Origin of the sequence: Pseudomonas sp. V88_4 (assembly GCF_029967985.1) — a bacterium.
Taxonomy (GTDB): Bacteria; Pseudomonadota; Gammaproteobacteria; order Pseudomonadales; family Pseudomonadaceae; genus Aquipseudomonas; species Aquipseudomonas glycinae.
The window spans coordinates 1-20,190 of record NZ_JASCAF010000005.1; the positions used below are offsets into that span (position 1 = coordinate 1).

The 20,190-nt window shown below is 59.6% G+C and carries 19 protein-coding genes; 11 read left to right on the forward strand and 8 right to left on the reverse strand.

What is annotated here, in order from left to right; genetic code table 11:
• Positions 1 to 127: 127 nt before the first annotated feature.
• Positions 128 to 1,450 (reverse strand): putative porin, encoded by a 1,323-nt coding sequence (locus QLG12_RS05945; protein ID WP_011332954.1) that lies wholly within the window; start codon positions 1,448 to 1,450, stop codon positions 128 to 130.
• Between the two features lie 283 nt (positions 1,451 to 1,733).
• Between QLG12_RS05945 and QLG12_RS05950 the strand changes: the two genes are divergently transcribed.
• Complete coding sequence (locus QLG12_RS05950; protein ID WP_197871755.1) at positions 1,734 to 2,858, forward strand: GNAT family N-acetyltransferase; 1,125 nt, start codon at positions 1,734 to 1,736, stop codon at positions 2,856 to 2,858.
• A 15-nt stretch (positions 2,859 to 2,873) separates the two neighbouring features.
• Here QLG12_RS05950 and aqpZ read toward each other — a convergent pair whose 3' ends face one another.
• The 5 genes from aqpZ to QLG12_RS05975 all read right to left on the reverse strand — a co-directional run bounded on the left by aqpZ (position 2,874) and on the right by QLG12_RS05975 (position 7,986).
• Positions 2,874 to 3,569, reverse strand: a complete 696-nt coding sequence (gene aqpZ / locus QLG12_RS05955; RefSeq protein ID WP_197871753.1) for an aquaporin Z — start codon at positions 3,567 to 3,569, stop codon at positions 2,874 to 2,876.
• A 188-nt stretch (positions 3,570 to 3,757) separates the two neighbouring features.
• On the reverse strand, positions 3,758 to 5,590 hold the full coding sequence (locus QLG12_RS05960) for an ABC transporter ATP-binding protein (RefSeq protein ID WP_085655495.1): 1,833 nt from the start codon (positions 5,588 to 5,590) through the stop codon (positions 3,758 to 3,760).
• 87 nt (positions 5,591 to 5,677) lie between these two features.
• Positions 5,678 to 6,241 (reverse strand): peptidylprolyl isomerase, encoded by a 564-nt coding sequence (locus QLG12_RS05965; protein ID WP_064383181.1) that lies wholly within the window; start codon positions 6,239 to 6,241, stop codon positions 5,678 to 5,680.
• A 3-nt stretch (positions 6,242 to 6,244) separates the two neighbouring features.
• Positions 6,245 to 7,048: an alpha/beta hydrolase gene (locus QLG12_RS05970; protein ID WP_197871751.1), complete on the reverse strand. Its 804-nt coding sequence runs from the start codon at positions 7,046 to 7,048 to the stop codon at positions 6,245 to 6,247.
• A 14-nt stretch (positions 7,049 to 7,062) separates the two neighbouring features.
• Positions 7,063 to 7,986, reverse strand: coding sequence for a LysR family transcriptional regulator (locus QLG12_RS05975; RefSeq protein ID WP_011332960.1), 924 nt, complete (start codon positions 7,984 to 7,986; stop codon positions 7,063 to 7,065).
• 49 nt (positions 7,987 to 8,035) lie between these two features.
• Between QLG12_RS05975 and QLG12_RS05980 the strand changes: the two genes are divergently transcribed.
• The 8 genes from QLG12_RS05980 (at position 8,036) to QLG12_RS06015 (ending at position 15,608) form a co-directional block, all read left to right on the forward strand.
• Positions 8,036 to 8,350 (forward strand): hypothetical protein, encoded by a 315-nt coding sequence (locus QLG12_RS05980; protein ID WP_011332961.1) that lies wholly within the window; start codon positions 8,036 to 8,038, stop codon positions 8,348 to 8,350.
• Between the two features lie 159 nt (positions 8,351 to 8,509).
• Entirely contained in the window at positions 8,510 to 9,109 is a 600-nt protein-coding gene (locus QLG12_RS05985) for an FMN-dependent NADH-azoreductase (RefSeq protein WP_011332962.1), read from the forward strand.
• 212 nt (positions 9,110 to 9,321) lie between these two features.
• Entirely contained in the window at positions 9,322 to 10,188 is an 867-nt protein-coding gene (locus tag QLG12_RS05990; protein ID WP_282474120.1) for a carboxylate/amino acid/amine transporter, read from the forward strand.
• A 98-nt stretch (positions 10,189 to 10,286) separates the two neighbouring features.
• Positions 10,287 to 12,866, forward strand: coding sequence for an S-type pyocin domain-containing protein (locus QLG12_RS05995; RefSeq protein WP_282474121.1), 2,580 nt, complete (start codon positions 10,287 to 10,289; stop codon positions 12,864 to 12,866).
• Entirely contained in the window at positions 12,866 to 13,333 is a 468-nt protein-coding gene (locus tag QLG12_RS06000) for a DUF6392 family protein (RefSeq protein WP_192560049.1), read from the forward strand. The genes QLG12_RS05995 and QLG12_RS06000 overlap by 1 nt, the downstream gene beginning before the upstream one ends.
• A 40-nt stretch (positions 13,334 to 13,373) precedes the next feature.
• Entirely contained in the window at positions 13,374 to 13,649 is a 276-nt protein-coding gene (locus QLG12_RS06005; protein ID WP_197871745.1) for a bacteriocin immunity protein, read from the forward strand.
• Positions 13,650 to 13,674: 25 nt separating this feature from the next.
• Positions 13,675 to 13,950: a bacteriocin immunity protein gene (locus QLG12_RS06010; protein ID WP_192560051.1), complete on the forward strand. Its 276-nt coding sequence runs from the start codon at positions 13,675 to 13,677 to the stop codon at positions 13,948 to 13,950.
• An 83-nt stretch (positions 13,951 to 14,033) separates the two neighbouring features.
• Complete coding sequence (locus tag QLG12_RS06015) at positions 14,034 to 15,608, forward strand: bacteriocin immunity protein (RefSeq protein ID WP_282474122.1); 1,575 nt, start codon at positions 14,034 to 14,036, stop codon at positions 15,606 to 15,608.
• Here the strand turns inward: QLG12_RS06015 and QLG12_RS06020 are convergent.
• On the reverse strand, positions 15,568 to 16,458 hold the full coding sequence (locus QLG12_RS06020) for a LysR family transcriptional regulator (RefSeq protein WP_197871741.1): 891 nt from the start codon (positions 16,456 to 16,458) through the stop codon (positions 15,568 to 15,570). The genes QLG12_RS06015 and QLG12_RS06020 overlap by 41 nt on opposite strands.
• Before the next feature lie 169 nt (positions 16,459 to 16,627).
• On the opposite strand from QLG12_RS06020, the gene QLG12_RS06025 reads away from it, so the two are divergent.
• A complete protein-coding gene (locus QLG12_RS06025) occupies positions 16,628 to 17,269 on the forward strand; it encodes a hydrolase (RefSeq protein WP_007956548.1) in 642 nt (213 codons plus the stop codon).
• A gap of 64 nt (positions 17,270 to 17,333) precedes the next feature.
• Here the strand turns inward: QLG12_RS06025 and QLG12_RS06030 are convergent, their stop codons facing one another.
• Positions 17,334 to 18,632, reverse strand: a complete 1,299-nt coding sequence (locus QLG12_RS06030) for a mechanosensitive ion channel family protein (RefSeq protein WP_011332965.1) — start codon at positions 18,630 to 18,632, stop codon at positions 17,334 to 17,336.
• Positions 18,633 to 18,823: 191 nt separating this feature from the next.
• On the opposite strand from QLG12_RS06030, the gene QLG12_RS06035 reads away from it, so the two are divergent.
• Positions 18,824 to 20,164 (forward strand): DEAD/DEAH box helicase, encoded by a 1,341-nt coding sequence (locus QLG12_RS06035; RefSeq protein ID WP_011332966.1) that lies wholly within the window; start codon positions 18,824 to 18,826, stop codon positions 20,162 to 20,164.
• Positions 20,165 to 20,190: the final 26 nt, after the last annotated feature.

Here is a 20,190-nt window from a genome sequence, read left to right on the forward strand (position 1 = left end):
GAACGGATGATGGGGATCGCTGCGGCCGCGCCAGTCTGTTGAACAAAAGCAGCTTCAAGCTGCGAGCCTCAAGCTGCAAGTGAGGCATTCACTTGCAGCTTGAAACTTGCCGCTTGTCGCTGATTTTTTAGAACTTCGCTTCCGCGTCCAGCTGCAGGGTGTTGGTGTCTGCATCACGCTGGGTACGGCTGGAGAAGTCGGCCTTGGTCAGGAAGTAAGTCGCGCCAATGGCGAAGTTCTTGTCGATGTCGTAACCGACCTTGAACTTGTGGCCACGGGAACCGGTGGTGCCGTTGGCGAAGTCCGAATCGGTGAAGGCGCCGACCACAGCGTTGCGCTGAACATCACGATAGTTGTAGTCGAGGTTCAGGCCGAAGACTTTCGACTTGGCACCCACCAGCCATGCGGTGTCCTGATCGGTCACTGCATCGTTGTTCTTCACGTACTGACCGTAGAACGACAGCGGCATTGGCAGGCCGCCGATGTCGACCTGGCTGAAGCCTTCGTACAGACGGAATTCGTTGTTCGCCGAGTTGCCGTTGACGGCCAGGGCGCACGGCGTGGAGGTGCCGGTGCAACGGCTGTCTTCGTCGTTCTGGTAAGCGTAGACGCTGCCGCCCAGGGTCAGTTTCAGGTTGTCGGTGATGGCGAAGCGGCTGCCCAACTGGCCGGCGGTCAGACGCAGGTCATGACGGAATTGCACGCCGTCGCCGTCGACGTTGTCCTTGAGATTGTAGTTACCCAGGCTACCGAACAGCTCGACGCTGCTGCCCAATGGATACTTGTAGGTAACGGCCAGACCTTCCGGGTTGATGTCGCTGTCCCAGATCACGTCGCCCATGCTCACCCACGGTTGCAGCATCTTGCCGCCGATGATGTGCAGGTTCTTGATCTGATCCGGGTGGTAGTCGATATAGCCCAGGTCGAGCCAGATTTGCTTCTTGTCGAAGTAGTTGTCCTGGTCCTGGTTGGTCGAACGGGCGTCGTCGCCGCCGCCGGTGGCGATACGGATGCCGGTGTCGACTTGCGGGTTGATCTCGGTGTACGCACCCAGACGGGCACGGATGCGCTGGCGATCCTTGTCGCGGCCGCCGTTATTCGGTTCGCCATCGATCTTGATGGTTTCCTGACGGATACGCACATCGCCCTTGAACTGGGTCTTGGCGGCCCAGGCCAGTTTCTGGTCGAAACTGCTGAGCTCGTTGGTTTTCTTCGCGGTCGCCGCGATTTGCTCGTTGGTCTCTTGCTGCGCCTGCTGCGCGATTTGCTGAGCCTTCTGATCCTTGGCCAGTTCAGTTTGCAGCTCAACGTACTGCGCCTGGGAAATCGAACCGTTGGCCTTGAGCATGTCGAGCAGTTTGGCGTCGACTGCGGCACTGGCCGGTACACTCATGGCCAGCAACAGGCCACCGCACAGGGCCGCCGCAGTTTTCGTGGAAGCAAGACGCATAGCAATCTCCGAAGATGAAAAGGGGATGGCTGAACCATCCTGGGCACAACCGACGGTTTGACGGTCGGAAAACAGTGTCCGGGGTAGAACCCGGCGCTCTAAAAACAGGCGCCAGTATCGCGATGGTTTATGACAGAGCAGTGGCACGATGATGGCAGGTTGATGACGATACAAAATGGCCGTGAACTATTGATCCAGAGCGCTGTCGCGCAATCTGACGTGGGCAACGCCCGGCCGATCAGCGATACTCGCCGGGCGTTCACGCCCGAAAGTGGAGAGGAAAATGCCGCTGCAACGTCTGCACAAACTGTCGGAAATTCCAGCGTCCGACTGGGATGTTCTGGTCCCGCAAAACCAGCCGTTTCTGCGCCATGCGTTTCTTTCTGCGCTGGAGGACAGCGGCAGCGTCGGCCCGCACACCGGTTGGCAAGCGGAGCATTTGCTGCACGTCGAAGCGGGGCGGGTGATCGCGGCGTTGCCCGGTTATCGCAAATGGCATTCCTACGGCGAATACGTGTTCGACCACGGCTGGGCCGATGCCTGCGCCCGGGCCGGCATCGATTACTACCCCAAATTCTTGAGCGCGGTGCCCTTCAGTCCGGTCAGCGGCCCACGGTTGCTGGCAGCGAATGTCGAGGACGGATTCGAACTGCTCAAGAGCCTGCCGGGGTATCTGGAAATCGAAGCGCTCTCCAGCGCCCACATCAATTTCACCGACGCGTTCACCGATGCCGCCATGGCCGAGCAACCGGGCTGGCTGCAACGCATCGGCTGTCAGTACCACTGGCAGAATCGCGGCTACCGCGACTTTCAGGACTTCCTCGACGTGCTCGCCTCACGCAAGCGCAAACAGATGCGCAAGGAGCGCGAGCAAGTGGCGGGGCAGGGCTTCGAGTTCGAATGGCTGGAAGGCCGCGAGCTGGACGAGGCGCAGTGGGATTTTGTCTACGCCTGTTACGCCAATACCTACGCGGTACGCCGGCAGGCGCCGTACCTGACGCGGGAATTCTTCAGCCTGCTGGCCGAGCGCATGCCGGAATCGATTCGCGTGGTCCTGGCCCGGCAGGGCTCACGGCCGGTGGCGATGGCGTTCAGCCTGGTGGGCGGCGACAGTTTTTACGGACGCTATTGGGGATGCCTGGCCGAGTTCGACCGGCTGCACTTCGAGACCTGTTTCTATCAGGGCATGGACTATGCGATTGCCAATGGATTTCAACGTTTCGATGCCGGTGCCCAGGGTGAGCACAAACTGATTCGCGGCTTCGAACCGGTGATCACCCATTCCTGGCATTACCTGCGCCATCCCGGTTTGAAAGCCGCGGTCAAAGACTTTCTGCACCAGGAGCGCGCCGGTGTACTGGCCTATGCCGAAGAGGCGAGGAGCGCCTTGCCGTATCGGCAAGCCTGATCCTCGCCGGCTCCTTCAGCTGTCTTCGTTGCCCAGCCAGCGATAGAGCACGCCGCCGACCACCGCTCCCAGCAGCGGCGCGACCCAGAACATCCACAACTGGGCGATGGCCCAGCCGCCGACCATCAGCGCCGGGCCTGTGCTGCGGGCCGGGTTGACCGAGGTGTTGGTGACCGGGATCGAGATCAGGTGAATCAGCGTCAGGGCCAGGCCGATGGCGATCGGTGCCAGACCTGCCGGGGCGCGTTTGTCGGTGGCGCCGAGGATGATCACCACGAACATGGCGGTCATCACCAGCTCGGTGACGAAGCCGGATGCCATCGAGTATTTGCCCGGCGAGTGTTCGCCATAACCGTTGGAGGCAAGGCCTGCGGCGATGTCGAAACCTTCCTTGCCGCTGGCGATGTGGTAGAGCAGGGCCGCAGCCAGAATCCCGCCGATTACCTGGGCGATGACGTAGGCAGGCAGTTCCTTGGCCGGGAACCGACCGCCGACGACCAGACCGACCGACACGGCCGGGTTGAGGTGACAGCCGCTGATGTGGCCGATGGCAAACGCCATGGTCAGCACCGTCAGACCAAACGCCAGGGCGACCCCCAGCACGCCGATACCCACAGGTGAAGACGCGGCGATGACCGCACTGCCGCACCCGCCCAACACCAACCAGAACGTACCCAACAACTCAGTGACTGAACGTTTGAACAGAGACATGACAGAGTCCTTGATAGGCGTGCTATCGAGACTGCATCCAGTGGTGCGTCCCTGCAGACTTACGACAGGTTCCGTTCCGGAGCCTTCGCTGATTACAGCAGGGTTTCAGGGGATTTCCAGCAGGCGATAAAAAACCGCCAGAGCCCGTGGTTAAAGGGCTCTGGCGGTTTTTGTGTTTTGACGCAGGATCAATCGATGCCGACAAACCCTCCGGTCTGGTGCGCCCACAACCGCGCATACAATCCGCCGTGGGCCAGCAGTTCGGCATGGTTGCCGCTTTCGGCGATCTTGCCGTTTTCCAGCACCACCAGCCGGTCCATGCGGGCAATGGTCGAGAGGCGGTGGGCGATGGCGATCACGGTCTTGCCCTGCATCAGGGTTTCCAGGCTTTCCTGGATCGCCGCTTCGACTTCAGAGTCCAGCGCCGAGGTCGCTTCGTCCATGATCAGGATCGGCGCGTCCTTGAGCAGCACCCTTGCAATGGCGATCCGCTGACGCTGACCGCCGGACAGTTTCACCCCGCGTTCGCCGACATGCGCATCGAATCCAGTGCGTCCTTCGGCGTCCGACAGCAGCGGAATGAACTCATCGGCACGGGCCTTGCGCACCGCTTCCCAGAGTTCGGCGTCGGTGGCGTCGGGCTTGCCGTACAGCAAGTTGTCGCGGATCGAACGGTGCAGCAGCGAAGTGTCCTGGGTGATCATGCCGATCCGCGCGCGCAGGCTTTCCTGACCGACTTCGGCGATGTTCTGGCCGTCGATCAGGATCCGCCCGCCTTCGACGTCGTACAGGCGCAACAGCAGGTTGACCAGGGTCGATTTGCCGGCGCCGGAGGGGCCGATCAGACCGATTTTCTCGCCGGGTTTGATGGTCAGGTTGAGGTCGCCGATGATGCCTTTCTTCTTGCCGTAGTGAAAATCCACATGCTCGAAACGCACTTCACCACGGGCCACGGCCAGTGGTTTGGCTTGCTCCCGATCGGTGACGCTGACCGGTTGCGAGATGGTCTGCAGACCGTCCTGGACCATGCCGATGTTTTCGAAAATGCCGGTGACCACCCACATGATCCAGCCGGACATGTTGACGATGCGAATCACCAGACCTGTGGCCAGGGCGATGGCGCCGACGCTGATCAGCGATTGCGTCCACAGCCACAGGGCCAGCGCGGTGGTGCCGACGATCAACAGGCCGTTCATGGTGGTGATGGCCACGTCCATGCTGGTGACCACGCGGCCGGCCAGTTGGGCTTTTTCGGTCTGTTCCTGGATCGCTTCGCGGGCGTAGTGCTGCTCGAAGTTGGTGTGGGCGAACAGCTTCAGGGTGGCGATGTTGGTGTAGCCGTCGACAATCCGGCCCATCAGTTTCGAGCGCGCGTCGGAGGCTTCCACCGAACGGTCCTTGACCCGTGGCACGAAGTAATAGAGCGCGCCGATGTAGGCGGCGATCCACGTCAGCAACGGGATCATCAGGCGCCAGTCGGCCTCGGCGAACAGCACCAGCGAACTGATCGCGTAGATCAGCACATGCCACAACGCGTCCACCGCCTGCACGGCGGAATCGCGCAGCGAGTTGCCGGTCTGCATGATGCGCTGGGCGATGCGCCCGGCGAAGTCGTTCTGGAAGAAGTTCAAGCTCTGCTTGAGCACGTAACTGTGGTTCTGCCAGCGAATCAGGCTGGTCATGCTCGGGCTAAGGGTCTGGTGTACCAGCATGTCGTGCAGCGCCAGAAACAGCGGGCGCAGCAGTAACGCTACCACCGCCATCCACGCCAGTTCGACGCCGTGCACCTTGAAGAAGTCGACGTTCGGCGTGCCCTGGGCGAGGTCGATGATGCGGCTCAGATAACTGAACAGCGCCACTTCGATCAGGGCTCCAAACAGGCCGACGATCAGCAGGGCGACGAAACTCGGCCAGACCTGCTTCAGGTAATAGGTGTAGAAGGGCAGAACGCGGTCCGGCGGAGAGGCCGTCGGAGCATCGCGGAATATGTCGATCAGTTGTTCGAAACGGCGATAGAGCATCAGATAACCGCCCGGAGCACGGGCTCTCCTTTTATCAGTGTGAGCGGCGTGACATCAGCCAGCGCCGCTCGATATGCCCTGTAAAGCTTAGTCGATGCGCTTGGCCGACTTGATGATCACAGGGTCGATCGGCACGTTTTGCATGCCCTGTTTGGTGGTGGTCTGGGAGTTGACGATGATGTCGACTACGTCCATCCCCTTGACCACTTTGGCGAACACCGCATAACCGGCGTCGCGGCCCGGATCGAGGAAGGCGTTGTCGGCCACGTTGATGAAGAACTGGCTGGTGGCCGAATCCGGGTTGGAGGTACGGGCCATCGACAGGGTGCCGCGAACGTTATGCAGGCCGTTGCTGGCCTCGTTCTTGATCGGGGCCTTGGTGTCTTTCTGTTGCATCTGCTGGGTAAAGCCGCCGCCCTGGGCCATGAAACCCGGGATCACGCGGTGAAAAATCGTGTTGTTGTAAAAGCCGCTGTCGACGTACTCGAGGAAGTTCTTGGTACTGATCGGCGCCTTGACCGGGTCCAGCTCGATTTCGATCTGGCCGTTGGTGGTGTCCAGCAGCACGTGCGGCGCTTTTGCCGGCGTGGCAGCCATCAGGTTGGCGGCGAACAGCACGGTGCCGGCGGCGAGGGCGAGTTTTTTCAGCATGGGTCAGTGATCCTGAGGGTGATTATCGGCTGTGGCGAGGAACTCCAGCAGCGTTTGATTGAAGCGTTCGGGCTGGTCGAGCGGGGTGGCGTGGCGTGAATCGGCGATCACCACCAGCCGCGCATCGGGCAGCAGTCTGACATAGGTTTCTTTCAGCGAAACGGGGGTGTAGTCCCGGTCGGCGCTGACGACGAGGGTTGGACAGGTGATCCGGGAAAGGTGTTCCTGAACCCCCCAGCCAACAATCGCATCGAAGCTGGCGAGATAAGCACGTTTGTCGTTTTTTGCCCAGCGCTCTGCCATCTTCTGGCACAAATCCGCCTGCTCCGGTTTGGGGAAAAGCCTGGCGCCAAGGGCCTTGCCGATGGTGGCGAGGCTGAGCAGGCGCATCAGGCTCCAGCGCTTGAACCACTGCCAGTAATCGTCGCGGCTGCGCAACTTGACCTCGGGGGCACTGTTGACGATGGTCAGGCTTTTGAGCATCCGCGGCTGATCGACAGCGAACTGGAAGCCGATCATGCCGCCCATGGACAGCCCGACGTAGTGCACCGGGCCGAGTTTCAAATGCTCGATCAGGGCGACAATGTCGGCACTGAAGCCGGCGATGCTGTAGCGCTCGCGGGGTTTGTCGGAGCGGCCGTGACCGCGCACGTCCGGGACGATCACCCGGTAATGCGCGGCCAGCGCGGGAATCTGCATTTCCCAGTCCAGCGTGCTGGAGCCCAGACCGTGAACCAGCAGCAACGGATCGCCGTGGCCATATTCCTCGTAGTGCAGGTTGCAACCTTCATGCTCGAAATACGCCATCGGTGAACTCCGTGTCAGGCTTGTTCGGGGGCGGCGAACGGTGCGTCCAGCGGCAGGGTGTCGAAGGTGCGCAGCAGTTCGATCAGGATTTGCGTGGCTGGGCCCAAGGGTTTGTCCTTGTTCGAATACAGATAGAAACTGGAGTTGCGGTTGCCGCCTCTGTCCAACGGTAGCAGTTTGAGTGAGCCGTCTTTCAGTTCCCGCTCGATCATGTGGCGTGGCAGCCAGGCGAATCCCAGGCCGCTGCTGACGAACGTCGCGGCCGTGGCGAGGCTGCCGACGGTCCAGCGCTGTTCGGCGCCGAGCCAGCCGACGTCCCGGGGTTGCTGGCGGCCGGAGTCGCGGATCACCACTTGCATCTGGGTTTCCAGGTCCTGAAAGCTCAGCTCGCGGTTGAGCCGGTGCAGCGCATGGTCAGGATGGGCGACGGCGACAAATTCGACATCGCTCAATTCCGCGCCGAGGTAACCGGGAATGCTCAGACCGGTGATGGCCAGATCGGCCACACCTTCGAGCAGCACTTCTTCGACGCCCGACAGCACTTCCTCACGCAGACGCACGCGGCAGCCACGGCTCTGCGGCATGAAAGCGGTCAATGCGCGCACGATACGGGCGCTGGGGTAGGCGGCGTCCACCACCAACCGCACTTCAGCTTCCCAACCCTGCTCCATGTGATGGGCAAGGTCTTCCAGCTGGCTGGCCTGTTTCACCAGCTGTCGCGAGCGGCGCAGCAGCACGCCGCCGGCTTCGGTCAGTACAGCCTTGCGCCCGTCGATGCGCAACAGCGGCACGCCGAGCTGATCCTGCATGCGGGCGACGGTGTAGCTCACCGACGATTGCGAGCGGTGCAGGGCCTCGGCGGCCTGGGCGAATCCGCCGTGGTCGACCACGGCCTGCAACGTTCGCCATTGATCAAGGGTCACGCGGGGCGCTTTCATCAATAGCTCCTCTTGTCCTAAGCTGGCGGTCCCTCATGGAGACTGCCGAATGAAAAAATTCTGTTGTGTGTTGCTGGCGCTGCTTCCGCTGACTGCGTTCGCGTACCCGATCGATGTGGAGAAAGATCTCAACGGCCTCAAGATCGACTACAACGCGTTCGACACCGATAACGACATCGGCTCCATCCAGGTCAACAACTACGGCGACGTCGACGCGACCTGCAAGGTGGTGTTCACCAACGGCCCGGAAGCGCCGCGTACCCGCAACATCGAAGTGGCTGCGGGAAAGCATAAGAACGCCACGGCCAAGTTCACCCGGACCATCATCAAGCTGCGCATCAAGCTGAGCTGCACCCCGAAATAGCGTCAAGGGCCTGTGGGAGCGGGCCCCCACAGGATAAGGCTTGCATCTAAACGAATTTTTCGATGCTTTGCAGCAATTATTTGCGCTTTTTCATCGATACGGCACTGTTTAACCTTCACTCCATCGACTTACAACATTCTCGGATGGAGGCTACACAACATGTCCCGCGTTCTGATCATCGAAAGCAGCGCCCGCCAGCAAGACTCGGTTTCCCGTCAACTGACCCAGACCTTTATCAGTCAATGGAAAGCAGCGCATCCGGCCGATCAGATCACCGTACGTGACCTCGCCGTGAACCCGGTGCCGCACCTGGACATTAACCTGCTGGGCGGCTGGATGAAGTCCGCCGAGCAGCGCAACGACAGCGAGCAGGCCTCGCTGGACCGTTCCAACGAATTGACCGATGAATTGCTGGCCGCCGACGTGCTGGTGATGGCCGCCCCGATGTACAACTTCGCCATTCCGAGCACCCTGAAGGCCTGGCTCGACCACGTACTGCGTGCCGGCGTGACCTTCAAATACACCGAAACCGGCCCGCAAGGCCTGCTCAGCGGCAAGCGTGCCTACGTGCTGACCGCTCGCGGCGGCATCTATGCCGGTGGCCCGGCGGATCATCAGGAACCGTACCTGCGTCAGGTGATGGGCTTCATCGGCATTAATGACGTGACCTTTATCCACGCCGAAGGCATGAACCTGGGCGGCGACTTCCAGGAGAAAGGCCTCAACCAGGCCAACGCCAAACTGTCCCAGGTCGCTTGATATGTTAATCGCCAGATAATCGCCGATTGTTCTAGTGACCTGGCGCAACCCCTTCAAGGCTCTACGCGCATCGAACCTCCCTTTGCACTTGTTGCTCCTGAGTGCTGTAGCCCGATTGAACGCTTTAGCGAGATCGGGCTTTTTTTTGCCCGGGATTTAGCGATGGCCGGCAAAAAACGCTATCGTCGCCGCCATTCGAAATCGAGGCGAGCATGGGCTATCTACTTTTTGTCACGCTGATCCAGGCGTTTTCCTTCAGTCTGATCGGCGAATACCTGGCCGGTCATGTCGACAGCTACTTCGCGGTGCTGGTGCGTGTGGTGCTGGCCGGGCTGGTGTTTATCCCGCTGACCCGCTGGCGTTCGGTGGAACCGGCGTTCATGCGCGGAATGCTGCTGATCGGCGCGTTGCAGTTCGGCGTGACCTACGTCTGCCTGTATCTGAGCTTCCGGGTGCTGACGGTGCCGGAAGTGCTGCTGTTCACGATCCTTACGCCACTGCACGTGACGCTGATCGAAGATGCGCTCAGCCGACGCTTCAACCCGTGGGCGCTGATCGCGGCACTGGTGGCGGTCGCAGGCGCGGCGGTGATTCGCTACGACCGGATCAACCCGGACTTCTTCATGGGCTTTTTGCTGCTGCAACTGGCCAACTTCACCTACGCCGCCGGGCAGGTGCTGTACAAGCATCTGGTGGCGAAACACCCGAGCGATCTGCCGCATTACCGGCGCTTCGGTTTCTTCTACCTCGGTGCACTGGCGGTGGCGCTGCCGGCGTTCCTGCTGTTCGGTAAATCCAACTTCCTGCCGGAAGCGCCGCTGCAATGGGGCGTGCTGGTGTTCCTCGGCCTGGTCTCGACCGCACTCGGTCTGTACTGGTGGAACAAGGGCGCGTGCCTGGTCAACGGCGGCACCCTGGCGGTGATGAACAACCTGCACGTGCCGGTGGGGCTGCTGCTGAACCTGCTGATCTGGAATCAGCATGAAGAACTCGGGCGGTTGTTCCTCGGTGGCAGCGTGATTCTGGCGGCGGTGTGGATCAGCCGGTTGGGGATTCGCAAGCCGCAGGCTATTGGCTGAATCGTCCATCAACCCCTTATTTCCACCGCGATAACTATGTACCGCACCTGACTACCGCTTGATCGACACGCTGTGCCTTACAGACAAGGAGTGACTGTATGGCACAGAACAATTTCAACGATGGAACGTCGGGAAGCGTCGTCATCCGAACCGGGCCGCCCGCTTCGGGTGGCGGATCGGGCGGTGGTTTTGGGGGCGGTGGCGGGGTATCGGGCGGCTTCGGCAAGGTCAGCAAGAGCAAGCAAAAGGCTCGGGCGCGGGCCAAAGCGGCACACCGGCAAAAACAACAGCAAGAACAAGCTCAAGCGGCGGCTCAGGCACAAGAAGCAGCAGCACAGGCACAGGCCGCTGCCACGCAGGCTCAGGAACAGGCGCGTCATCAAGCGCTGATGCAGTTCCTGGCGGGATTGGCGCAGCGACATGACGCCATCAGGGCCGAGGTCGATCGTCGCTTTGCCGAAAGAGCCAGGCAACTTGCGCCGCTTCTGGATCAGGAGATTTTGGCGGCGCGCAGGGCCCCTGACAGCCGCTACAGCGAGCGCTGGCAGCTTTACCTGATCACGAAGGAAAAAGGCGAAATCGACGGGCTGCTCGCTCGTAAATCCGCAGATCTCAATTTAAAGAACGCGGCAGCCCTTTCCTTTGATGGTCATGACCCGCTGACGCGCTCGTCCCATGACTATCTGACTCGAATCGCCCAGTTTGGCCAAGCGCTTGATGACGGCCACCGGATCTGGGAAACCGCGTACAACGCCGCTCATGAAGCGCAATTATTGACCTCGCAGATCCATACCCTGCGGGAAAAGTCTGCTGCGCTAGCCAGGCATCATGCCGAGCAGACCGTGGTCTGGCGTGCGAGGGAAGCGGTTTGGGAGGCTCAGCGTCAATACGCTGCGCAGCGCGAGGCACGGGTTCGATTCAAGCAACAGGCTGATGAAGATGCTCGGGTCAGTCGCACCCGGCAGGCCAACACGCTGACCGTCCCGCTGTCGTCGATGACGCACGGCGCGATGGTGTTGACGCGTTCCGGGGCACTCGTTGCCCAGCAAGCGGGTGCACTCATCGAGGCAGGTGTACGGCAAGCGATCAAACACCTTCCCCTCGCCATGCTGGTTCCCCATCCCTCCACGGTGTTGATCGGCGGGTTGGTGTATTCGCCAACGCTGGGCGATGGAGAACTGACACCGGAGCAGCGACGACGATTGTTTCAGTCTGTCGCCGTGCCTGCCCAAGCGCTGGGGCTTTCTGATGAGCGGGCGCTGCGCTCGATCGCCGATTCCGGCGGCTCGGTGGACATGCCTTATCGGCTCAAACCCGATGCCGTACCACAAGGCACCGCCGTCATTGCGGTCACCACCGGCAAGGAGATCAGCGCCAGTGTGCCGGTCATCAACGCGGTGCCTGATCCGCTGACGGGAAACTACACCGCAGAAGTCCCCGGTTCACCGCCCCGGCACCTGCAGTTCACGTCCGATGCGAGCATCACCAAAGAGGTTCCGAGCCAGGGCCGGATAGCATTGCTGCCACCGGTTGTTCAGGACTTGCCGAAGGGCGCCGACCTGCGCATTCAGGACTGCATCATCTGCGTGCCGGGTTCGGCGCCGATGTACCTGTCCTTCAACCTGCCACCGTTGGGCGCGGGTGTCGTCACCGGTAACGGTCAACCCGCGACGGCTGACTGGTGGAACACGGCCATCCGCAGCACCGGTGCAGCCATTCCCAGTCAGATGGGCGACCAGTTGCGCGGGAGGGAGGTTCAGTCGTTCGGCACGTTTGAGCAAGTGTTGTGGCAAACACTCGGCGAGCATTCCGCGTTGACCAGCCAATTCGACAAGGTCAACAAAAAACGCGTCGAGCAAGGTTTCGCCCCTTATGCGCCGAAAAGCACATGGGTGGGCGAGCGCCGCGAGTTCGAACTGCGCTTTCAGGATGATGCATCAGTCGGCGAGAACCCGTTCAACCTCGACCGGATCAGCATCGTCGCGCCGCAAAGTGCCCACGGACGACGTGGCGTTCTACCCGCCGTCCAGCCTTGGCCGATTCCTCCAGTGGGCATTGGAACCTGGATCCCGTTGGTGCCGCCGGGCAGCGAACTCCTCGGACCGACCACCACACCGATTTCCCCCTCGACACCCACGGCTTATCCCGGCAACCCGCTCATCCCGATCCTACCGGCAAACGAGACGTTTCCGGCTGTTGATGAAGGGCAGGCGGGTGCGAGTATTCCGGGGTTCCCGGGGGATATGGAGCTGCCGTCGCCGGATCTGGTGTTTGCCGGGCCGCCAGTTGAGCCGCTGGAGGTGGGGCCCTATAACGAACTCAGTGGGCGAAGCAGGGGGGATGGGTTGGATATTGACCATATTCCTTCGCAGAAGGCGTTGGAGTTGTACCTGCGGAATAATTTTCCCCATATGACGCCGCGTGAGCGTCGAAATTTTCTTCAACGGGCTCCTAGCATTGCCATACCGTTCAATGTGCATAGAAAATTTAGTGAAACCTACGGAGGGCGTAATACATCTTCAAAACAAGGGCAAGATGCGATCGATATAGAGAGTTCAGTCGATCAGAATTTTGATGCGATAAAAACTGGATTGTTGGAAGCAGGGTTTGCTGAGGCGGAAGTTGAAGCTGGACGTAAAAAACTACATGTTCTTCACAAAGAGCAGGGGTGGTATTGATGAATTCTTTGAAGGTTAGTGAGCTTATTGCAGGCGTAGGGCTTCCTTTTGGGGCTCTAGTCACACAGGGATTGCTTGATGAACAACCTCTGGTGGAGCTATATCCGGGGTGTGACTTGCAAGATCTTGAGATTGAAAACGGTGTGGAACTGACATTTCTGGCTGAGTCCAAGAAGCTGGAGAGCGTATTCATCACCTTGGTCAAGACGATGCCTATGACTGTCATGTACGAAGGTGATCTTCCAACGCCTTTTAAGTCGGTTATGACACAAACCGATGTTCATGCAATTTTTGGAGCGGCTATGGAGACCCGGGGGCCAATAAAAATGCCCAAGCCAATGGGGCAAACTGGAGGTTGGGAGTCCTATCTACTCGATCAAAATACCTATCCAGGTAAAAAGGTGGTGTTTCAATATACCGCTGACATGCAAGTCAAAACGTTAGTTTTCACCTTGGTGGAAAAGTAGTAAAGCTAAGTGACTGAATGGTGTTTGCCGGAGATCTATTGTGATTTTTAAAGACAGCCTTGAAGACTACACAGAGGTGGAGTTTTTAGAGTTTCTGCGCGCTCTTTATGAAGAAAGAGATGATATGTCTGCTGACAATTACGACGCCTTCATACTCAAGGGAGTAGAGCACTTCGAGCGGGTGGCGCAGCATCCTGATCGCTCGGATGTGATTTTTTACCCGAAAGAGGGGCAGGAAAGTTCGCCTGAAGGTGTTCTGCGTGTCGTGAAAGAATGGATCGTGCTCAGCGATAAGCGGGGATTTAAGCCGGAATGATTTTTCATAAGGAAAGGGATATGCGATGAAAAATACTGCACGTATCGAAGACTACACAGAGTCCGAATTCCGAGCGTTTCTTACAGAACTTTTTGAGGGCGGGGAGGAACTGTCAGGTGACGAGTTTGATCGCTACATGATGAGGCGCGTAATACATTTCGAGTTAGTCACCGAACACCCCGACCGCTCGGACGTCATCTTCTACCCCAAGGAAGGACGTGAAGACAGCCCCGAAGGCATCCTGAAAGAAGTGAAAGAGTGGCGCGCACTCAATAACAAACCTGGCTTCAAACCTGAGTAACTTTGAAGCAAGTGACCAAGGATGGAGGGCATTCGCTTGAATGCCTTCCGGTGTCATGCGGACCTACAAGGAAGTTTAAATCCATGAAACTCAAATCAACGCTCGGCGATTACACCGAGCCGGAGTTCCAGGCACTGGTCGACCGGATCTGGGCCGTCGATGTGCCCAAAAAGGATCACGATCGATTGATCAATCACTTCGACCAGATAGCGGGTCATCCCCAAGGTGCCGACCTGCTGTTTTATCCGCCACGGGATGAGTTCGACAACGTTTATCAGGCCGACACGGTGGTGTATTTCGTCAAGGACTGGCACCAGCAACAGGGCCGCGCCGCGTTCAAGGGACAAGCGATGCCTGCTGCCAATCTGTCTCACGCTCGCCCGAATGCTCCGTTCGATTGGGCACAAATCACACAGCAGCGCATCGCGCAAAACCTTGTGGACATCAAGACGTTTTCCACTGATATGTCCATCGCGGAGCAAAAAGTACAAACAGCCTTTGCAGCCCAGGAGCAATGCTTCAAACATTTGCTTGAACAACAAGGTTCTCCATCTGGAGTAGATGTAAGTGCAGCGGCTATCCGAGCGCTGGAGGCGGCCGAATTCGGTGCGAGGTCTGCCGTTCGCCGCTTTGTTACCCTGCAACTACGCATCAAGTTTGCAAGGGATGGCGCCCGCAGTGATGTGGTGCACGCTCAAACCTTGCATGTGCAATGGCAAGGTATCGCCCAGCAACTCTCGACGATCTACGACAGTTCCATCGCGAAGGTGAACGTCTTCAATCAGCGTCTCGCAAACGTGCAGAGCGAATCATTGCTGGCAACGGCCCAGAGTCGACTTGTCGATTTGCGTCGTCAGGCGGGGGGTGACCCTGCGCGGCTCTTTGCGCCGCTTGCTTTCGTCGACGCGCGCCCGGCGATCCTTGTCGAGGATGCACTTTCGCCGTCATTGGAAAACCATCGTGTCGACCTGCAAAAAGCCATTCGTTCGGCGGTGGCTGAGTTTACCTGGCAAGTCACCTCGGGCGACGCAGTCCATCAAGGTCAATATGCCGCGATACTGGAGTTCGACTTTTTCAGCCGTGCCGAATCGGGGCTCTATGGGATTTGCCTTCCAGTGTCCGAATTTATTCCGGTTGAAGGCGTGGATTGGCAATACCTGTCTGCGACTCGGGCAGAGAAAGACTTGCCATTTCGAATGAGCAGCGGAACCTGTTCGGTACCGACTCGAAGATTGTCGCGAAGTCTGCGAGAAATAAAAACGCTGCATCAGGTGCTCATTACGCCGACGAATGGCTCTGCGATATCGCCCGGTGTCAGGGTGCGATCTGCTGCCTGGAATGAACACTCGCAGACTTACGATTTCACCGCAGATGGCGCTTCAGCGGTTTCGGTGAGCTGGAGTACGCCCACCCCTTTGGACACCACAATGTTGTTTGCTCCTGATGTTGAAAACCGGTTGGAATTCGTTCAATCCAGCGCCGTGCCTTCGCTCGAAAACTTCCAGGATCTCTCAACGGTTAGCTTTGACGACTATGTCGTGGTTTTTCCACAGGGTTCTGGGCTCGAACCGCTTTACCTGATGTTCAGGGATCCGCGTGATGCAGCCGGGCAGTCGCTCATACCTGAGGCGCCAATTGCTCCACCAGAAACTCGATAAACGCCCGAGTCTTCTGTGGCACTCGTCGCGCTGACGAATACACCGCGTTGATGGTGATCGCCGGCGCCTGCCATTCGCACAGCACCGGCACCAGCCGCCCGGCCGCCAGTGCCTCTTCGACGATGAAGTCCGGCAGCAGCGCAATGCCCATTCCGGCCTCGGCCGCTTGCGCCAGCAGGTCGCCGTTATTGGCATGCAGCGGCCCGGTCACGTTGACGCGCTGCGTTTCTTTGCCGTTGCACAGGTGCAGGCTGACGCCGCTCTGCAGATAGCCGTAGTTCAAGCATTGATGTGAGCGCAGATCCTGCGGTGACTGCGGCGTGCCCGCGCGTTCGAGGTAAGCAGGGGAAGCGACCATGATTCGCGGCGCGGGCGCCAGTTGCCGGGCGATCATGGTCGAGTCGGGCAGGCTGGCGATGCGGATGGTCACGTCGAACCCGCCGCGTACCGGATCGACCTGCTGGTCGCTGAGCACCAGTTGCAGCTCGATGTTCGGGTGCTGCTCGTGGAACAGCGGAATCAGCTTGCCGAGCCGCCGCAAGCCGAACGACATCGGCGCGTTCACCCGCAACACCCCGCGCAATTCGCCAACTCCGTCCCGCGCCCGCTGCTCGGCCTCGTCCAGCGCCGCAATCACTTCCCGCGCCGCTTCGAAATATTCGGCACCGGCCTCGGTCAGGTGCAGGCTGCGGGTGGTGCGTTGCAGCAGTTGCACACCGATGGCTTCTTCCAGCGCCTGAATCTGTTTGCTGACTTTCGAGCGTGGCACGTCCATGGCCCGGGCGGCGGCCGCGAAGCCGTTTTCGCCGACCGTCACCACGAAGGCGCGCATGCATTCGATGCGATCCATGATTGTCCCTATTTTAGAATCAATGATTCTCGAGTTTAGGGAATTGTCCCTTTATCGGCTAGCCCCTAAAGTGACATCCAAGCCGAGACAACAACGCCGCAGACGGCAAAGCGCCTCGACTCACCAATACCTGATCGAAACTTTGAATCGACATCAAAAGGAACGCGCCATGTCTATCCGTGAACTGCTGAACCCAACCAACTCCGCCCTGATCCTGATCGACCACCAGCCGCAAATGGCTTTCGGCGTACAGTCGATCGACCGTCAGACCCTGAAGAACAACACCGTCGGCCTGGCCAAGGCAGCGAAGATCTTCAACGTACCGACCATCTACACCTCGGTCGAAACCGAAAGCTTCAGCGGCTACATCTGGCCGGAACTGCTGGCGGTACACCCGGAGCAGAAGCCGATCGAGCGCACCTCGATGAACTCCTGGGAAGACAAGGCGCTGGTTGACGCGGTCAAGGCCACCGGTCGCAAGAAACTGATCATCGCCGCGCTGTGGACCGAGGTCTGCCTGACCTTCCCGGCCCTGGAAGCCCTGGCCGAAGGCTACGAGGTGTACATCGTCACCGACGCGTCCGGCGGCACCACCAAAGAAGCTCACGACATGTCGGTACAGCGGATGATTCAGGCCGGTGCTGTACCGGTGACCTGGCAGCAAGTGCTGCTTGAGTACCAGCGTGACTGGGCGCACAAAGACACTTATCAGGCGGTGATGGACCTGGTGCTGGAACACAGCGGCGCGTACGGCATGGGCGTCGACTACGCCTACACCATGGTGCACAAGGCACCGCAACGGCAGGCCTGATAAATCGGCGGGACAAAAAAAGACGCAACCAAGGTTGCGTCTTTTTTTGCATTTGAAGAAAGCGCTACATCAGATGTTTTTCGGCTTCTGGAATATGGCTCGCGCCAAGGACTGCCGGCAACAACCCCGACCGCAAATCCCCACCACTGGGCTGCTGATACAGGCTCAACCCGAACTCCGGCAGCACCGCCAGCAGGTAATCGAAAATATCCCCCTGGATCCGCTCGTAGTCGGCCCACACCGTGGTGGTGGTAAAGCAGTAGATTTCCAGCGGAATGCCCTGGGCCGTGGTCTGCATCTGGCGGACCATGCAGGTCATGTTCGGCTGGATTTCCGGGTGGCTCTTCAGGTAAGCCAAGGCATAGGCGCGGAAGGTGCCGATGTTGGTCATGCGCCGGCGGTTGGCCGACATCGCCGCGACGTTGCCCTGGGCTTCGTTCCAGGCCTTGAGCTCGGCTTTCTTGCGGCCCATGTACGCGGTCAGCAGGTGCACTTGGGAGAGTTTTTCTTCTTCATCGTCGCGGATGAAGCGCACACCGCTGGCGTCGATGAACAGACTGCGCTTGATCCGTCGCCCGCCGGACTGCTGCATGCCGCGCCAGTTACGGAACGACTCGGACATCAGGCGCCAGGTCGGGATCGAGACGATGGTTTTGTCGAAGTTCTGCACCTTGACCGTGTGCAAAGTGATGTCGACCACGTCGCCATCGGCGCCGACTTGCGGCATTTCGATCCAGTCGCCGACCCGCAGCATGTCGTTGCTGGTCAGTTGCACGCTGGCGACGAACGACAGCAGGGTGTCCTTGTAGACCAACAGGATCACCGCCGACATCGCACCGAGACCGGACAGCAGCAACAGCGGCGAACGGTCAATCAGGGTGGCAACGATGATGATCGCGCCGAACACGTACAGGACCATTTTCGCCAGTTGCACATACCCCTTGATCGAGCGGGTCCGGGCATGTTCGGTGCGGGCGTAGATGTCCAGCAATGCATTGAGCAGGGCGCTGACCGACAGCAGCAGGAACAGAATGGTAAACGCCAGTGCCACGTTGCCGAGGAACACCGTGGCGGTCTTGCTCAGTTCCGGCACCAGGTGCAGGCCGAACTGGATCACCAGCGACGGCGTCATTTGCGCCAGACGCTGAAACACCTTGTTATGGCGAAAGTCGTTGATCCAGTGCAGTGCGGGCTGGCGACCGAGCATGCGGCTGGCATGCAGGATCAGATAACGCGCCACTCGTCCGAGCACCAGCGCGATCACCAGCAGCAGGAGCAGCGCCAGGCCGGCGTGCAGGAGCGGGTGCTGTTCGAGGGCACCCCAGAGGTCTTGGGCGTTGAGCCAGAGCTGTTTGAAATCCATGAGTGAAACGATTCTTCTGTAAGACGCGATGGGCGATTAGAGCATTTAAGACGCTGTGTATTACCGTTGGTGACAAATCGAGCAACAAAAAAGCCACTGATTACGGCGGATTTCACAAAGAAACTCGGCCTGAGCGCTCGAAACCGGTAACCTATGCAGCTGATTTTTTGCATATCTTCGAGGTAGCACCCGTGTTTTCCCAATTCGCCCTGCACGAACGCCTGCTCAAAGCCGTGGCCGAGCTGAAATTTGTCGAGCCAACGCCTGTGCAAGCCGCGGCCATTCCGCTGGCGCTTCAGGGGCGTGACCTGCGGGTGACGGCGCAAACCGGTAGCGGCAAGACCGCCGCTTTCGTCCTGCCGATCCTCAACCGCCTGATCGGCCCGGCCAAGGTTCGCGTCAGCATCAAGACCCTGATCCTGCTGCCGACCCGCGAGCTGGCCCAGCAGACCCTGAAGGAAGTCGAGCGCTTTTCGCAGTTCACTTTCATCAAGTCCGGCCTGATCACCGGCGGTGAAGACTTCAAGGTCCAGGCCGCCATGCTGCGCAAGGTGCCGGACATCCTGATCGGCACCCCGGGCCGGATGATCGAGCAACTGAACGCCGGCAACCTCGACCTGAAAGAAGTCGAAGTGTTGGTGCTCGACGAAGCCGACCGCATGCTCGACATGGGTTTCGCCGAAGACGTGCAGCGTCTGGTCGACGAATGCCCGAACCGTCAGCAGACCATGCTGTTCTCCGCCACTACCGGCGGTTCCGGCCTGCGCGAGATGATCGCCAAGGTGCTGAACAACCCTGAGCACCTGCAGCTCAATGCGGTCAGCCAACTGAACGACACCACCCGTCAGCAGATCATCACCGCCGACCACAACCAGCACAAAGAACAGATCGTCAACTGGCTGCTGGCCAACGAGACCTATCAGAAGGCCATCGTCTTCACCAACACCCGGGCCATGGCCGACCGCATCTACGGTCGTCTCGTCGCCCAGGAATACAAGGCGTTCGTGCTGCACGGCGAGAAAGACCAGAAGGATCGCAAGCTGGCGATCGACCGTCTGAAGCAGGGCGGCGTGAAGATCCTGGTGGCCACCGACGTGGCGGCCCGTGGTCTGGACGTCGACGGCCTGGATCTGGTGATCAACTTCGACATGCCACGCAGCGGCGACGAATACGTGCACCGCATCGGTCGTACCGGCCGTGCCGGCAACGACGGTCTGGCGATCTCGCTGATCTGCCACGGCGACTGGAACCTGATGTCGAGCATCGAGCGTTATCTGAAGCAGAGCTTCGAGCGCCGCACCATCAAGGAAGTCAAAGGCACTTACGGCGGACCGAAAAAGGTCAAGGCCTCGGGCAAGGCTGTCGGCGTGAAGAAGAAAAAGACCGACGCCAAGGGCGACAAGAAGAAAACCGCCGCCAAGACCCCGACCAAACGCAAGAGTGCCAACCGTCCGAAGCCGGACGCTCTGGTGAGCAGCGATGGCATGGCCCCGCTGAAACGCCGCAAGCCGGCAGCGCCAGCGGCTGAGTAAGTCGTTTCAGGCAGGCAAAGAAAAAC

What these genes read in the sequence shown, in the direction of transcription:
- QLG12_RS05970 (WP_197871751.1), bottom strand. Translation starts at nt 7,048, where the DNA reads ATGGCGTATTTCGAGCATGAAGGTTGCAACCTGCACTACGAGGAATAT.
- QLG12_RS05960 (WP_085655495.1), bottom strand. Translation starts at nt 5,590, where the DNA reads ATGCTCTATCGCCGTTTCGAACAACTGATCGACATATTCCGCGATGCT.
- QLG12_RS05975 (WP_011332960.1), bottom strand. Translation starts at nt 7,986, where the DNA reads ATGAAAGCGCCCCGCGTGACCCTTGATCAATGGCGAACGTTGCAGGCC.
- QLG12_RS06015 (WP_282474122.1), top strand. Translation starts at nt 14,034, where the DNA reads ATGAAACTCAAATCAACGCTCGGCGATTACACCGAGCCGGAGTTCCAG.
- QLG12_RS05985 (WP_011332962.1), top strand. Translation starts at nt 8,510, where the DNA reads ATGTCCCGCGTTCTGATCATCGAAAGCAGCGCCCGCCAGCAAGACTCG.
- QLG12_RS05945 (WP_011332954.1), bottom strand. Translation starts at nt 1,450, where the DNA reads ATGCGTCTTGCTTCCACGAAAACTGCGGCGGCCCTGTGCGGTGGCCTG.
- QLG12_RS06020 (WP_197871741.1), bottom strand. Translation starts at nt 16,458, where the DNA reads ATGGATCGCATCGAATGCATGCGCGCCTTCGTGGTGACGGTCGGCGAA.
- QLG12_RS05990 (WP_282474120.1), top strand. Translation starts at nt 9,322, where the DNA reads ATGGGCTATCTACTTTTTGTCACGCTGATCCAGGCGTTTTCCTTCAGT.
- QLG12_RS06000 (WP_192560049.1), top strand. Translation starts at nt 12,866, where the DNA reads ATGAATTCTTTGAAGGTTAGTGAGCTTATTGCAGGCGTAGGGCTTCCT.
- QLG12_RS05950 (WP_197871755.1), top strand. Translation starts at nt 1,734, where the DNA reads ATGCCGCTGCAACGTCTGCACAAACTGTCGGAAATTCCAGCGTCCGAC.
- QLG12_RS05995 (WP_282474121.1), top strand. Translation starts at nt 10,287, where the DNA reads ATGGCACAGAACAATTTCAACGATGGAACGTCGGGAAGCGTCGTCATC.
- QLG12_RS06025 (WP_007956548.1), top strand. Translation starts at nt 16,628, where the DNA reads ATGTCTATCCGTGAACTGCTGAACCCAACCAACTCCGCCCTGATCCTG.
- QLG12_RS05980 (WP_011332961.1), top strand. Translation starts at nt 8,036, where the DNA reads ATGAAAAAATTCTGTTGTGTGTTGCTGGCGCTGCTTCCGCTGACTGCG.
- aqpZ (WP_197871753.1), bottom strand. Translation starts at nt 3,569, where the DNA reads ATGTCTCTGTTCAAACGTTCAGTCACTGAGTTGTTGGGTACGTTCTGG.
- QLG12_RS06010 (WP_192560051.1), top strand. Translation starts at nt 13,675, where the DNA reads ATGAAAAATACTGCACGTATCGAAGACTACACAGAGTCCGAATTCCGA.
- QLG12_RS05965 (WP_064383181.1), bottom strand. Translation starts at nt 6,241, where the DNA reads ATGCTGAAAAAACTCGCCCTCGCCGCCGGCACCGTGCTGTTCGCCGCC.
- QLG12_RS06030 (WP_011332965.1), bottom strand. Translation starts at nt 18,632, where the DNA reads ATGGATTTCAAACAGCTCTGGCTCAACGCCCAAGACCTCTGGGGTGCC.